Here is a 14,360-nt window from a genome sequence, read left to right on the forward strand (position 1 = left end):
GCACTTTTTTTGTTTACAGCGCTTCCATTGTCTCAGATATTTATACCGCTCACTCCCTTTATTTTATTGCCACGGAGGCACATATTGGCACGGAATATTCTGCATTTACTTTGTGTACTTTGCGGTTAAATTGCTACCAATACTGCTAAACTACCCCCTTGTACCTCATGCTATGCCCACTTCATTTTAAAACCTTACATTTATGCTATAAAAAGAACATTCCCTTTACTTATTTGTTAAGCCCATATGGACTACATAGACTATTATAAAGTCCTCGATTTAAAAAAAGATGCAACAACCGAGGATATTAAGAAAGCTTATAGAAAACTAGCCCGGAGGCACCACCCCGACCTTAACCCAAACAATGATGAGGCCAACAAAAAATTTCAGCAGGTTAACGAAGCTAACGAAGTTTTAAGCGACCCTGAAAAGCGAAAGAAATACGACAAGTATGGCAAAGATTGGCAACATGCTGATCAGTTAGATGCTCAGCAACAGCAACAGAGACAATATCAATCACAAGGAAGAGGTTACGGAGGCAATAGCTATTCGGGTGGATTTGGTGGTGATGATTTCTCTGATTTCTTTTCTTCCATGTTTGGTGGCGGAGGCCGAAGCAGCAGAAATTCGCCTTTTAAAGGACAAGATTACAACGCCGATTTACAGCTAAACCTGCTCGATGCCTATACTAGCCACAAGCAAACCTTAACGGTAAATGGTAAACAAGTGCGCATCACCATCCCTGCAGGGGTAGAAAACGGACAAAAAATTAAATTACCAGGTTATGGCGCACCCGGTGTAAACAATGGTCCTCCCGGCGATTTATACATCAAGTTTAGCATTACCGATAATCCTAAATTTAAAAGAAAAGGAAACGACATCTACATACAGGAAGAGATCGACTTATATATAGCTGTGTTGGGCGGCGAGAAAATTATAGATACTCTTAATGGCAAGGTGAAATTAAAAGTGCCGGAAGGTACACAGCCCGATGCCACCTTGCGTTTAAAAGGGAAAGGGTTCCCTGTTTATAAAAAAGAAAATCACTTTGGCGATTTATACATTAAATGGCTGGTTAAATTACCTACCGGGTTAAACGCCGAACAAAAAGAACTATTCGAAAAACTCTCCAAACTTTAAAAATCATGGAAAATAAGCTTATCCCAGTCGAAGACATATGCGCTTATCATCATGTAGAGATTAATTTTATCCAATCTCTCGAAGATTTTGGTTTAATTCATACCACAGTTAAAAAGAAGGCTGCCTTTTTACCCATGGCCGAATTAACAAAACTGGAGCAGTACCTGCGCCTGGCTCAGGATTTAGAGATTAACCTCGAGGGCATTTATGCGGTATCACACCTGCTTAACCAGTTACAGGATATGCAGGAAGAAATACGATCGCTTAAGAACGAAATTAACTATTACAAGCAACTTAACCAGTAACATTAATCAACCGTTTGTGCAAAAATTTGCATTAAAAGTGCGTACAAAAACACAATCTTTTTAAGATTAGTTTCTTAAATTGGCGGTCTAATTTTATAAAAATGAGCGATTTGTCTTCAAAATTCATCGAAAAAATAAAATCATCCTATGCCCCAGCGGGTTCGTACATTTATTTAGGCGCCGGAATTTTAGACGGACAGGTTTACAGTGAAGCCGAAGTTAACTTATCATTAAAAATGATGAACAGGCACGGTTTAATTGCCGGTGCTACGGGAACAGGTAAAACCCGTACGCTGCAATTACTGGCCGAACAGTTATCAGATGCTGGTGTTCCGGTTTTTATGTTAGATGTAAAAGGCGATTTATCGGGCTTAAACCAGCCAGGTGCTGTTAACCCTAAAATAGAAGAAAGGTCGCAACAGCTTAATAAACCATTTACGCCTACAGGCTTCCCGATCGAAATTTATTCGCTTTCGGGAAAAATGGGTGCACAGATGCGTGCAACCGTACTCGAATTCGGACCTACACTCCTATCAAAAGTGTTAGATTTAAACGATACCCAATCTGGTGTTATGGCCGTTATCTTCAAATATGCCGATGATAACAAAATGCCCATTATCGATTTAAATGACTTAAAGAAACTGGTTTCTTATTTATCAGAAGGTGCAGGCGCTGCAGAAATAAAAAGCAGTTATGGCAGTATCTCTACAGCCACATCGGGCACCATATTAAGGAAAATTGTAGCCATCGAGCAACAAGGACTGGGTGGCATGTTTGGCGAAAAATCTTTTGATATTGAAGATCTTTTTGAACGTGTAGATGGCAAAGGTACTATCAGTTTATTGAATATTGCCGATGTTCAAAACCAACCCGTATTATACTCTACGTTTTTATTGAGTTTACTGGCAGAGCTTTTTAATACCATGCCAGAGGTTGGGGATCTGGACAAACCCAAACTGGTTTTCTTCTTTGATGAAGCACATTTATTGTTTAAAAATTCATCAAAGGCTTTTTTAGAGCAGATTGAAACTATTATCCGGTTAATCCGTTCAAAAGGGATTGGGGTTTTCTTCTGTACACAAGCTCCTACTGATGTGCCTGAAAGTGTTTTAGGCCAACTGGGCAATCGTGTACAGCATGCTTTAAGGGCTTTTACACCAAACGACGTAGATGCTTTAAAAAAGACAGTAAATACCTATCCAAAATCTGATTTTTACGAAATAGACAAAATATTAACCTCCTTAGGTACTGGCCAGGCTTTAGTTACCGTACTGAATGAGAAAGGTATTCCAACCGAAGTTTCGGCTACCATGCTTACCCCTCCAAGGGCAGTAATGGGCCCGCTTACTGCCGCTGACTTTGATCAACTGGTGCACGCCAGTCCGATGTTTACCAAATACAAAGATCCGATCGATCCGGAAAGTGCATACGATATTTTAACAAAACGCATTAACGAGCAAGTTGCCGCCGAAGAACAGGCCAAACAAGAAGTAGAAGCCCAGAAACAAGCCGAAGCAGAAAGCAAACCTAAACCGGGAGAAAAAAGCCTGGTAGAACAGGTAATGGGCGCGACCATCACCCGCCAGATTGGTAAAGAAATTGTGCGCGGTATATTTGGCATGCTTACCGGAAAGAAAACCAGATCAAAATCTGGCGGGGGACTCTTTGGATTCTAAAAAACAAATAATTAACCTTTTAAACGCTCAAATTATTAATTTCGCGATACGAACCGGGAGAATTAAATCACTTAATCTCCTAAAAAGTTCAGCACTAACAAAAATTAACAAGTAATAGATGAAACCCACCCTATTAATATTGGCTGCTGGCATGGCAAGCCGCTACGGAAGCATGAAACAGATTGATGGATTTGGTCCGAATGGCGAAACCATTATCGATTATTCTATTTACGATGCAATTAATGCTGGTTTTGGCAAAATTGTATTCATCATTAAAGAAGAGTTTGTAAATGAGTTTAAAGCTATTTTCGAACCAAAACTTGCCGGCAGAATTGAAACTGATTACGTTTTTCAAAACTTCGATTTAAAACAATTTGGTATTGAAGAAGAAATATACAGAGAAAAACCATGGGGTACGGCACACGCTATCCTATCGGGTAGAAATGCAATTAAAGAGCCATTCTGTGTAATCAATGCAGATGATTTTTATGGTTACGATGCCTTTAAAAAGATGGTAGATTTCTTAACTACCGAAGTTACGGATAGCAATTACTCCATTATCGGTTATCAGGTAGGCAATACACTTTCGGAGTTTGGCGCAGTTTCACGTGGGGTTTGTAAAGTAGATGCAGCCAATAATTTAGAAGAAATTGTTGAGCGTACCAAAGTTTATCCTAAAGATGGAAACATCTTTTACGATGAAGATGGCGAAGAGTTCCCATTAAGTTTTGATACACCTGTATCTATGAATTTCTGGGGCTTTACACCAGCTGTTTTCAAGATTACTGAAGACATGTTCAGAGCGTTTGCTATGGCTAATAAAGATAAACCTAAAGCTGAATTCTTTATTCCGCTAATTGGCGAAAATCTGGTAAAAACCAATACTGCAACCTTTAAAGTAGTTCCTACTTCGAACAAATGGTTCGGCGTAACCTACAAAGAAGATAAACCTTTTGTTCAGGATTGTATTGACCAGTTGGTAAAAGACGGAACCTACCCTGAAAAATTATGGAACTAAATTTAGCCTCCGAAGTTTTAGAAGCTTACGGATACGCTAAAGAGAATATTACGATTACACAAATAGGTACGGGTTTAATTAACCGTACTTATTTGCTTTCGCCTTTTGCTGAAGAAAAAAAATATATACTTCAGAATATCAATACTGTAGTTTTTACTTCACCACAAACCATTGCCAGCAACCTGCGGGCAATAGCCGATTACCTGAGTTTCGCTTATCCCGATTATCTTTTTATTAAACCCGTTGCTACTACCAAAGGTGAAGAAATGGCTTATATCCACCAGGATTACTGGCGGATGCTTCCTTTTGTACCCAACACCATTTCGTTAGATGTTTTAGCTGACCCGAAACAAGCTTACGAAGCGGCAAAACAATTTGGCAAACTGAGCCGGTTACTCGATAATTTTGATGCTACCAGTCTTCAGCCAACGATTTCAGGCTTTCATGACCTAAACTTGCGTTACGAACAATTTACACTGGCCTTAAACCAGGCCAACGACAAGCTAAAAACTCAGGCAGCAGCACAGATTGAAAATGCTTTATCCCACAGATACATTTTAGATTATTACATTTCTTATGCACACCGAAAGGATTTTCCTGATCGCGTAATGCACCATGATACTAAAATAAGTAATGTTTTATTAGATGATGAAAGCTATGAAGGTATTTGTGTAATTGACCTGGACACCATTATGCCCGGAAAATTTATTTCTGATCTGGGCGATATGATGCGTACCTACCTTTGTGCATACTCAGAGAACGAAACCGACTTAACTAAGATTAAAGTGCGTTTGCCTTATTTTGAGGCGATGATAAAAGGCTATTTAGCGGAGATGAAAAGTATTTTAACTGAAACAGAAAAAGAGCTCATCTTATTCTCAGGTAAATACATTATTTACATGCAAGCCTTACGCTTTTTAACCGACTTTTTAAGCGGCGATAAGTACTATCCTACCGATTACCCGGAACAAAACCTCGACCGCACTAAAAACCAGTTTAAACTGCTTTACGAAATAGCCGTAAACGAAAAGGAATTACAGGATATTATTGAGGAAAATTTGGTTTAATCAAAAATACAAATCGCTTTTCGAACTACCAGGGTTAATTATTTGTTTTTAAAAAATAAACAACTGTTTTTTGCTCAAAATCAAGCACACTCTTTTCGGGATCGTTAGTTTTTACTCTTTCGATTCGCTTATTAAGAATATAGCCAGGCTTAATGTATACAGTTCCTTTTCCTTCATAATTATCATTTTTTTTGAAATCAGATTTATTTAATTCGTCTTCAAACAATTCATAGTTTACATCATTAAGAGCATAAACCAATTCTTTTCCTGGAGTAACCTTGATTATATTTTTTTTGAATTTATTATTATAAACATAGGAATTTCCGTTATAAGCTCCTTCGTACTGCCACTTTTGATTTATAGAATTTAAATATTGATTTATTTCTGACGGATTCTTTAATTCTATAAGTTTCTCCAAATCTGAAATGCTAATATCTCTTATTTTTATCTTTAAATATTTAGCTATATCAGTATCGCTTCTGAGAATTTGGAGTATCGTCGGGTATTTACTTGAATATACTATCGGAACCTCCTGATACCTATAATAATTTTCAAATTCTTCGGCAGAAATATCCTGAGCTGTTTGATATACTTTTCCATCCTGAGTTTTATATCTTATAATAACACTTGTAAAATCTGCTTTTCGGGTTTTAAAAGAACTACCATTAACGATTTCTCCTACAGTATACTTACCATTCTTTTCAATTTCCAAACTACTTTCATTTACTGTATTAAAAATTAAAAAACCAGAGAATCCAAAAAAGAAAATTACAATCACAACAATCAAAATACAGCCAAAATTATCTTGCTTTTTATCTTCTGCTTTTACAGCTTTTGGTGGATAAAAATTGAAAAATGTTATAGTAAGCAATATAGTTGATAGAATGCCGCCAACCAGGGTTAAAATTGTAGTATGGGCATGAAAAACATCTAATGGAACTCCTTTATAGAAAAAAGCAATCGATAATAAAGTAAGCGCTAAGAATATATATTTTTTATACATTTTATTGAGATTAATTTAGTCTCACAATAATACATTGTTTAATTAGCAAATCAAATTTTCTATATATAAACAACTATTGACACCCCAGAGCGGGAAGGCAAAAAGCTACGATTGATAGATTGCCTATGATGAGCTATTTAACAAAAAAGCGTTCCTGAACTTAATCAGAAACGCTTTTTATTTTATACTCCCAAGACTCTCGACTCAGGACTGAAGACTCTAAGACTTATTTCTCTTCTTTTACTTCTTCAAAGTCAACGTCAGTAACGTTATCGCCACCTTGAGCCTGACCATCAGCTTGTGGTTGTTCACCACCCTGAGGTTGCTCACCAGCTTTGTACATTTCTTCTGATGCTACGTTCCAGGCAGCTTGCAATTCAGCAGAAGCTGCATCGATATCTGCAAAGTTACGTGAAGAATGTGCTGCTTTTAATTTCTCTAAACCAGCTTCGATAGGTGCTTTTTTATCTGCAGATAATTTATCACCAAACTCTTTTAACTGTTTCTCAGTTGAGAAGATTAAAGCATCAGCTCCATTAATTTTATCTGCTTCTTCTTTTTGCTTAGCATCATCTGCTGCATTAGCTTCAGCTTCTTCTTTCATTTTTTTGATCTCAGCGTCAGTTAAACCTGAAGATGCTTCGATACGGATTTTTTGCTCTTTACCAGTAGCTTTATCTTTTGCACTTACGTGTAAAATACCGTTGGCATCAATATCAAAAGATACTTCTACCTGAGGCACACCACGAGGTGCTGGTGGAATACCATCTAAAATGAAACGGCCAATTGTACGGTTTTGTGTAGCCATTGGGCGCTCACCTTGTAAAATGTGGATTTCTACTGAAGGCTGATTATCAGCTGCAGTTGAGAAAGTTTCCGATTTTTTAGTTGGGATAGTTGTGTTAGACTCAATTAATTTAGTCATTACACCACCCATAGTTTCGATACCTAATGATAAAGGAGTAACGTCTAATAACAATACATCTTTCACATCACCAGTTAATACACCACCTTGAATAGCAGCACCAATTGCTACAACTTCATCAGGGTTAACACCTTTACTTGGCTCTTTACCGAAGAAAGCTTTAACTGCATCCTGAATTGCAGGGATACGTGTTGAACCACCAACTAAGATAATTTCGTCGATATCGCTTGTGCTTAAACCAGCGTTTTTCAAAGCAGATTTACAAGGATCGATAGTACGTTTAATTAAGCTATCAGCCAATTGTTCAAATTTAGCACGAGATAAAGTACGTACTAAGTGTTTCGGGCCACTTGCATCAGCAGTAATGTATGGTAAGTTAATTTCTGTTGAAGTTGTGCTTGATAACTCAATTTTAGCTTTCTCAGCAGCTTCTTTTAAACGTTGTAAAGCCATTGGATCCTTAGCTAAATCCATGCTGTTTTCAGCTTTGAATTCTGCTGTTAACCAATCAATGATAATGTGGTCAAAGTCATCACCACCTAAGTGTGTATCACCGTCAGTAGATTTTACTTCGAAAACGCCATCACCTAGCTCCAATACAGAAACGTCATGTGTACCACCACCGCAGTCAAACACAACAATTTTCATGTCTTTGTGTGCCTTATCCAAGCCGTAAGCTAAAGCAGCTGCAGTTGGCTCGTTAATGATACGTTTTACAGTTAAACCTGCAATTTCACCAGCCTCTTTAGTAGCTTGACGTTGTGCATCGTTAAAGTAAGCAGGTACAGTAATTACCGCTTCAGTAACTTCCTGACCTAAGAAATCTTCAGCAGTTTTTTTCATTTTCTGCAAAATCATTGCAGAAATCTCTTGTGGAGTGTATTTTCTGTCGTCGATTTCAACACGTGGCGTGTTGTTATCGCCTTTTACTACTTTATAAGGTACGCGTCCAGCTTCTTTCGCACTTTCGTCGTAGCTGTTACCCATAAAGCGTTTAATCGAATATATCGTTTTTGTTGGGTTGGTTATAGCCTGACGTTTAGCAGGCTCGCCAACTTTACGCTCACCGTTTTCTGCAAAAGCAACAATAGACGGTGTAGTACGTTTGCCCTCACTGTTTGCGATAACTACAGGCTCATTGCCCTCCATTACGCTCACGCATGAGTTTGTTGTTCCTAAGTCTATTCCAATAATTTTTCCCATTGTATTTTTATTTTCTCTTTTTTAAAGTATTATAATTTCTACTCCTATTAAACAATGCTTGTGCCAATTGGTTTTTGGCAGATAATATGGGCAAAAGACTGATAAAATGTAAAAAATAATCTGATTTAATACTGACAGCATGACAGAAAGAGATGAAAAATGTACGATGGCAGATGGCTAAGAAAGACTAAAGACCAAGGCAGAAAGACTAAAGCATGAAAAAGGCCAAAGCTGAGAGACTAAAGCTAAAAGCATGAGGTGAAGATTAGGATAAATACTTAAAATTATTTGAAAATGAAAGTTCGGATCTCGTCGGGAGCAGCAGCTCCTCTATCCACTTTATCCCGATTTTACATCGGGATGCCCGCTCCTATCAGGTTTAGTTAAAAACAGTTATTGTAAAAAACTCAGGCCTGCCCAGCAAAGCGCATTAAACAAAACAACAAAAACGCTACCAACAATTAGGATTGATCAGGCTAAATACGGTCAATGTTTTATATCTTTAAAATACCGAAACCGGTATAATCACTTAAATCATATAATCTAAAAAATAATGCAGATAGCAGCACAAATCATGATCGGGCTTGTTGCCCTTATCCATATTTATATCCTTTGGCTCGAAATGTTTGCCTGGACAACCAAAGCACCAAAAGTTTTCAAAACCATCCCTAAAGATTTATTTGGTCCAACCAAAACATTGGCCGCAAACCAGGGCCTGTACAATGGCTTTTTAGCGGCAGGTTTAATCTGGTCGCTATGCATAACCGACCACCACTGGCGCCTTTATGTAGCTATATTCTTCTTAACCTGCGTAATTATTGCAGGTATTTATGGTGCAGCAACGGCCAGTAAGAAAATTTTGTATGTGCAATCAATCCCTGCATTAATTGCCGTGATTTTATTGCATTTATAAGTTCCGTTCTATCGGTCGGTGGCAATACCAACCAAAACAACTGGTATCAATCAATTCTTATTCCTACCATCGGTTGGTGTCCACACTACAAGAAAAATAACATGGATACCTCGATTGCCATCATGGTTGATATGAGTATCCACTCTGGTAAAAACAGGCTTTTTGTTTACGATTTTAAGCAAAAAGCAATCACTATTGAAGGATTATGTGCTCATGGTGTAGGCGGAGACAGCACACCAACCAAAGTGGTGTTCAGCAATAAAGAAGGTAGCTATTGCACTTCATCGGGAAAGTACAAGGTTAAAGGCCGTGCCTATAGTAACTGGGGAATTAATGTGCACTATAAAATGTATGGATTAGAAGAAACTAACAGTAAGCATTTAGAAGGATTGTCGTTTTGCATTCCTACAGTCCTGTCCCCAATTATGAAATTTATCCACAAACCTTATTTGGTCAAAGTGCCGGTTGCCCGGTTTTATCTGATGCAACAATGCGAAAAATATACGGGTTGCTCAAAACGAAGAAAAAGCCGGTACTGCTTTGGATTAATGTTTAAAACGCTAGAAAATCAAAGGATTTAGAAACTAATTACGGCCTAAATGGCTACTAATGTTTGAATATATACTCCAATTCGTGCTCATTCTCACCTGATCTATTTGAACATAGGCCTTTGCTATTAATATAACCCTGCAACTTAATTTATCACGTTAATTGATAATTCATATTATTTGGTTATTTTTCGGAAATGAATAATAGGCAGCAAGCTCTATGTAACAGGAGGACACAGTGATTTTTACGCACTAGGCACTAAAAAGCTATGGATGCTCGACCTTGATAGATACGAACGATGAAGGCTGAAATAGCAATTATAATTAACTTTTTAAAACCATTTAAAGTTCTAAAAGCCGCTCCAAATGATGGTAACCAATTCCGAAATATGCCTTGCTTGCTTTAATCTTCTCCAAAACCTCCGCTTTCCGCTCTGCGCTTAGCGCTTTGCCCTTCACTCCTACAACTAGTACATTCTTTGGCGTATGCGCGTCAGAAATAAATTCGAAAACCTTGGTTTTGTAGCCAAAATATTCTAAAATCAAAGCACGTATACCGTCGGTAACCATCTCTGCCTGCCGCTCTAAAAATATTCCGTATTTGGTTAAAAAAGAAACATCATTTTTCACTTTGTGTTGTTCAATTTCCCTGCGTATTTGTTTGTGGCAACAAGGTGCAACCACAATCAGTTCGGCATTGGCTTTAATTCCTTTAAAAATAGCATCATCCGTTGCCGTATCGCAGGCGTGTAGTGCAATCAGCAGGTTTACATCGACTGCCTGGTAATCCTCAATTGTTCCCTGTACAAAATTCAATTTATCGAAAGATGATTTTTCAGCAACCTGATTACATAGCTCAACCATATCCTGGCGGTACTCCACCCCAACCACTTCAGTTTCCAGTTTCAAAACCGAATGCAGATAATCGTAAAGTGCAAAAGTTAAATACCCCTTACCCGAGCCCATATCGGCGACCTTTTTTACGGTTGCTGCCGGCAGTTCTTTTATTAATGAACTTAAAATTTCGATATAGTGGTTAATCTGACGGAATTTATCCTGCGCATTTTTAAATACCTTTCCCTCTGCATCGGTGATTTTTAGTTCCGTTAAATAGGTTTTCGAACCTGCTTTAATCAATCTGGTTTTTTCTTTATCGTGATTGCCGGACGGAGCCTCCTTGCTCGAAGCGTTGTTTTCCCTCATCACTACCTTTCCATTGTTCAGCTCTTCCAGTATCAGGTCTTTATCTGTGGTAAACAAGGTGCCAATTTTAAAGCCATTCTCCAGATAAGCAGTAATTAAACTTAGTGCCTCATCGAGGGTATAATTTTTTACCACATCGCGGGTTTTATAGCGATAAGTAAAAGCCAATTTATCTTCACGTTTAATCACCACCCTGCGGATCAGGATTTGCTTTAAAGCTTCTTCTGCTCCTTTATAGTTACCAAAAGAAACCTTTACAAAAGTTCTGGTTTCAAAACTCTCTTTTAAAGCAGCAATAAATTGTTCGATATAGGCAGATACTGGCATTGATAAAGTTTAAGCTGCAAAGATAATCAAGTTTACGGGCTAAGCCTTATACTTGAAATAATGTAACAATAGAGCGACCATTACAAAAAACAATGAAAGATGTAAGAGGGAATATGGAATGTATTCCTAGTTGAAAAACCGTTGAAGCTACCTTAAACAAATGATTGACATAATACGATTTAGAAACGTTTAAAGCTTCATTATCTATACTGATTCTAAAGAAGGTGATCGCTTTTATTTAAAAAAATTAAACTTTAGATTAGATGTATTAAACATCTAACCATTTTACATGAGTGACTTTCAGATAAAGAAATCGCCTACCGTTTACGATGCCATCATTGTTGGCTCGGGTGCCGGTGGCGGAATGGCTGCATACGTATTGGCACATGCAGGTCAAAAAGTTTTATTGCTCGAAGCTGGCCAAAACTTCGATCCCCGATTAGATTCACACCAGTTAAAATGGCCCTGGGAATCACCGCGCCGAGGCGCTGGTACAGTTCGTCCTTTTGGCGATTTTGATGCTTCTTATGGTGGCTGGGAACTGGAAGGTGAGCCTTATACCCAAAAAAACAAAAGCGAATTTGAATGGTTCCGTTCGCGCATGCTGGGTGGCCGTACCAACCACTGGGGAAGAATTTCGCTGCGCATGGGACCAGAAGATTTTAAACCTAAGGATGGTTTAACCGATAGCTGGCCTATTACCTATGCTGATGTAAAGCCATTTTACGATAAGGTTGACCGCATGATTGGTATTTATGGTACAGTTGAAGGCATTGAAAGTGAACCAGATGGGATTTTCATGAAGCCACCAAAACCGCGTTTAAATGAACTATTCATTAAAAAAGGGGCTGAAAAAGCCGGTGTAAAAGTTATTGCAGGCCGTGGTTCGGTACTTACTGAGGCACTCCCAAACAATAACGACCGCGCACCCTGTTTTTACTGTGGCCAATGTGGCAGAAGCTGTAAAGTTTACGGAGATTTCTCTGCCTCGTCATGTTTGGTAAACCCGGCTGTAAAAACCGGCAACCTGACGGTAATTACCGATGCGATGGTGCGTGAAGTAATTACCGATAAAGACGGTAGCGCTAAAGGTGTTTCGTATGTAAACCGCAAAGACCTGCAAGAATATCAGGTTAATGGCAAGCTGGTTATTTTAGGTGCCAGTGCCTGCGAATCGGCAAGGATTTTATTGAATTCGAAATCAAGCTCCCACCCCAATGGCTTAGCCAATAGCAGTGGTGTAGTAGGTAAATACCTGCACGACTCCACCGGAGCAAGTGTTTCTGGTTTTCTACCGCAATTGATGGATCGGAAACGCTATAACGAAGATGGCGTGGGTAGCGTACACATTTACTCGCCATGGTGGCTGGATAATAAACGCTTAAACTTTCCGCGCGGCTACCACATCGAATACTGGGGTGGCATGGGCATGCCAGCTTATGGATTTGGCGGTGGTGTAGCTGAAATGAATGGTATGATACCAGGCAGGGATGGCAAAATGAAAGAGGCTGGTGGCTATGGTAAATCGTTAAAAGACGATTACCGCCGTTTTTACGGTACCGGCGTGGGTATGGCTGGTAGAGGAACTGCCATCGCGCGCGAAGACAATTATTGCGAAATCGACCCCAATATGGTCGACAAATATGGTATACCGGTATTGCGCTTTAATTACAAATGGGCAAAAGATGAAATCCTCCAGGCTAAGCACATGCAGGAAACTTTCTTAAGCATTATGAAAGAAATGGGCGCAGTAGTAACTTCAGAAATACAGGGTGCCGATACCAATTATGGCTTGCTTAATCCGGGTAAAATTATTCACGAAGTTGGAACCATACGCATGGGCGATGATCCTAAAAAATCGGCATTGAATAAATACTGCCAGGCGCACGACTGCAAAAACCTATTTGTGGTAGATGCTGGCCCGTTTGTACAGCAAGGCGATAAAAATGCCACCTGGACTATCCTGGCACTTTCTATGCGTACCGCCGAATATATTTTAGCTCAAAAGAAAAAACAAAACATTTAAAAGAATTACAACATGAACAGACGTGATTCCATAAAGGCATTGGGCTTAACAGCCATTAGCACTGCAGTAATATTAGAGGCTTGTAAACAACCCGAAAATAAAACCGAAGCGGTTGCAACTGAAGAAACGGCAAAAGAAACCGGCAGGGAGCAATGGGAAATAGATCGCGATAAGAACCTTAAAGCGGAAATCTTTTTTACCAAACATGAAATGGCAACGATTACCGTTTTAGCCGATATCATTATCCCTAAAGACGATGTTTCGGGTAGTGCATCGGATGCCAAAGTGCCTGAATTTATCGAATTTATTGTAAAAGACATTCCGGAACATAAAGTACCTATGCGAGGTGGCTTGAAATGGCTGGATGTTTATTGTTTCAATAAGTTCCAGAAACCATTTGTAGAGGCTTCAGCAGCGCAACAGATTTCAATTGTAGATGAAATTGCTTACCCTAAAAAGGCTAGACCAGAAGTAAGACCGGGCGTAACATTTTTTAACCGGATGAGAGATTTAACTGCATCGGGCTTTTATACAACCGAAATGGGCGTAAAAGATATTGGTTATGTAGGTAACGCGCCAAACCAATGGGCTGGTGTACCAGCCGATGTATTAAAACAATACGGCATGGAAAATGTGAAGGTATAAAGCGAAAACCGTCATCTCGACCGGAGCATTGCGGAGTGGAGAGATCTATCTTGAGACAGATTTCTCGACTACGCTGCACCCGATAGCTATCTGGCCCGCTCGAAATGACGGTATATTATCTTCAACCGAAATAATATGGTTCGTGTAAACACGAACCATGGAATTAGTATAATGCTTCAACTAAAAAAAATAGCTCAGGGTTTAAACCCTGAGCTATTTTTTTGTGCCATCCACCCGATTTGCAATCGCGAAGAACGAGCTGATCGGTTATATCGATCTTGAAAAAACACATTACAAATGTGTAGCTTCATAATCCTCCTTGCAAACGAGGACTATGGCTTAGGATAATATAAAAAGACCG

At 38.9% G+C, this 14,360-nt stretch carries 11 protein-coding genes and 1 pseudogene; 9 read left to right on the top strand and 3 right to left on the bottom strand.

The window, feature by feature from the left end:
• Positions 1-246: 246 nt before the first annotated feature.
• The 5 genes from G7074_RS05480 (at position 247) to G7074_RS05500 (ending at position 5,206) form a co-directional block, all read left to right on the top strand.
• A complete protein-coding gene (locus G7074_RS05480; RefSeq protein ID WP_166207329.1) occupies positions 247-1,140 on the top strand; it encodes a DnaJ C-terminal domain-containing protein in 894 nt (297 codons plus the stop codon).
• Between the two features lie 5 nt (positions 1,141-1,145).
• Positions 1,146-1,445 (top strand): chaperone modulator CbpM, encoded by a 300-nt coding sequence (locus G7074_RS05485; protein ID WP_124557776.1) that lies wholly within the window; start codon positions 1,146-1,148, stop codon positions 1,443-1,445.
• Positions 1,446-1,546: 101 nt separating this feature from the next.
• The gene (locus tag G7074_RS05490; RefSeq protein ID WP_166207332.1) at positions 1,547-3,121 is read left to right on the top strand and encodes a helicase HerA-like domain-containing protein; all 1,575 of its coding nucleotides are present in this window, start codon (positions 1,547-1,549) and stop codon (positions 3,119-3,121) included.
• A gap of 118 nt (positions 3,122-3,239) precedes the next feature.
• On the top strand, positions 3,240-4,139 hold the full coding sequence (locus tag G7074_RS05495) for a sugar phosphate nucleotidyltransferase (protein ID WP_124557774.1): 900 nt from the start codon (positions 3,240-3,242) through the stop codon (positions 4,137-4,139).
• Entirely contained in the window at positions 4,130-5,206 is a 1,077-nt protein-coding gene (locus G7074_RS05500; RefSeq protein WP_124557773.1) for a phosphotransferase enzyme family protein, read from the top strand. Before G7074_RS05495 ends, G7074_RS05500 begins: the two co-directional genes overlap by 10 nt.
• Before the next feature lie 34 nt (positions 5,207-5,240).
• On the opposite strand, the gene G7074_RS05505 is transcribed toward G7074_RS05500, so the two are convergent.
• On the bottom strand, positions 5,241-6,209 hold the full coding sequence (locus G7074_RS05505; protein ID WP_124557772.1) for a hypothetical protein: 969 nt from the start codon (positions 6,207-6,209) through the stop codon (positions 5,241-5,243).
• A 226-nt stretch (positions 6,210-6,435) separates the two neighbouring features.
• On the bottom strand, positions 6,436-8,337 hold the full coding sequence (gene dnaK / locus G7074_RS05510; RefSeq protein WP_124557771.1) for a molecular chaperone DnaK: 1,902 nt from the start codon (positions 8,335-8,337) through the stop codon (positions 6,436-6,438).
• Positions 8,338-8,890: 553 nt separating this feature from the next.
• Between dnaK and G7074_RS05515 the strand changes: the two genes are divergently transcribed.
• Complete coding sequence (locus G7074_RS05515) at positions 8,891-9,250, top strand: DUF1304 domain-containing protein (protein ID WP_124557770.1); 360 nt, start codon at positions 8,891-8,893, stop codon at positions 9,248-9,250.
• A 131-nt stretch (positions 9,251-9,381) separates the two neighbouring features.
• Positions 9,382-9,806: pseudogene (locus tag G7074_RS05520) on the top strand (murein L,D-transpeptidase catalytic domain-containing protein).
• Positions 9,807-10,140: 334 nt separating this feature from the next.
• Here the strand turns inward: G7074_RS05520 and G7074_RS05525 are convergent.
• Positions 10,141-11,328, bottom strand: a complete 1,188-nt coding sequence (locus G7074_RS05525) for an SAM-dependent methyltransferase (RefSeq protein WP_124557769.1) — start codon at positions 11,326-11,328, stop codon at positions 10,141-10,143.
• Positions 11,329-11,617: 289 nt separating this feature from the next.
• Between G7074_RS05525 and G7074_RS05530 the strand changes: the two genes are divergently transcribed.
• Positions 11,618-13,354 (top strand): GMC family oxidoreductase, encoded by a 1,737-nt coding sequence (locus tag G7074_RS05530; RefSeq protein ID WP_166207335.1) that lies wholly within the window; start codon positions 11,618-11,620, stop codon positions 13,352-13,354.
• Positions 13,355-13,366: 12 nt separating this feature from the next.
• The gene (locus tag G7074_RS05535; protein ID WP_124557767.1) at positions 13,367-13,999 is read left to right on the top strand and encodes a gluconate 2-dehydrogenase subunit 3 family protein; all 633 of its coding nucleotides are present in this window, start codon (positions 13,367-13,369) and stop codon (positions 13,997-13,999) included.
• Positions 14,000-14,360: the final 361 nt, after the last annotated feature.

Origin of the sequence: Pedobacter sp. HDW13, from assembly GCF_011303555.1 — a bacterium.
Classification (GTDB): Bacteria; Bacteroidota; Bacteroidia; order Sphingobacteriales; family Sphingobacteriaceae; genus Pedobacter.

Coding starts and splice junctions, on each gene's coding strand:
- G7074_RS05480 (WP_166207329.1), top strand. CDS start 247: ATGGACTACATAGACTATTATAAAGTCCTCGATTTAAAAAAAGATGCA.
- G7074_RS05485 (WP_124557776.1), top strand. CDS start 1,146: ATGGAAAATAAGCTTATCCCAGTCGAAGACATATGCGCTTATCATCAT.
- G7074_RS05490 (WP_166207332.1), top strand. CDS start 1,547: ATGAGCGATTTGTCTTCAAAATTCATCGAAAAAATAAAATCATCCTAT.
- G7074_RS05495 (WP_124557774.1), top strand. CDS start 3,240: ATGAAACCCACCCTATTAATATTGGCTGCTGGCATGGCAAGCCGCTAC.
- G7074_RS05500 (WP_124557773.1), top strand. CDS start 4,130: ATGGAACTAAATTTAGCCTCCGAAGTTTTAGAAGCTTACGGATACGCT.
- G7074_RS05505 (WP_124557772.1), bottom strand. CDS start 6,209: ATGTATAAAAAATATATATTCTTAGCGCTTACTTTATTATCGATTGCT.
- dnaK (WP_124557771.1), bottom strand. CDS start 8,337: ATGGGAAAAATTATTGGAATAGACTTAGGAACAACAAACTCATGCGTG.
- G7074_RS05515 (WP_124557770.1), top strand. CDS start 8,891: ATGCAGATAGCAGCACAAATCATGATCGGGCTTGTTGCCCTTATCCAT.
- G7074_RS05525 (WP_124557769.1), bottom strand. CDS start 11,328: ATGCCAGTATCTGCCTATATCGAACAATTTATTGCTGCTTTAAAAGAG.
- G7074_RS05530 (WP_166207335.1), top strand. CDS start 11,618: ATGAGTGACTTTCAGATAAAGAAATCGCCTACCGTTTACGATGCCATC.
- G7074_RS05535 (WP_124557767.1), top strand. CDS start 13,367: ATGAACAGACGTGATTCCATAAAGGCATTGGGCTTAACAGCCATTAGC.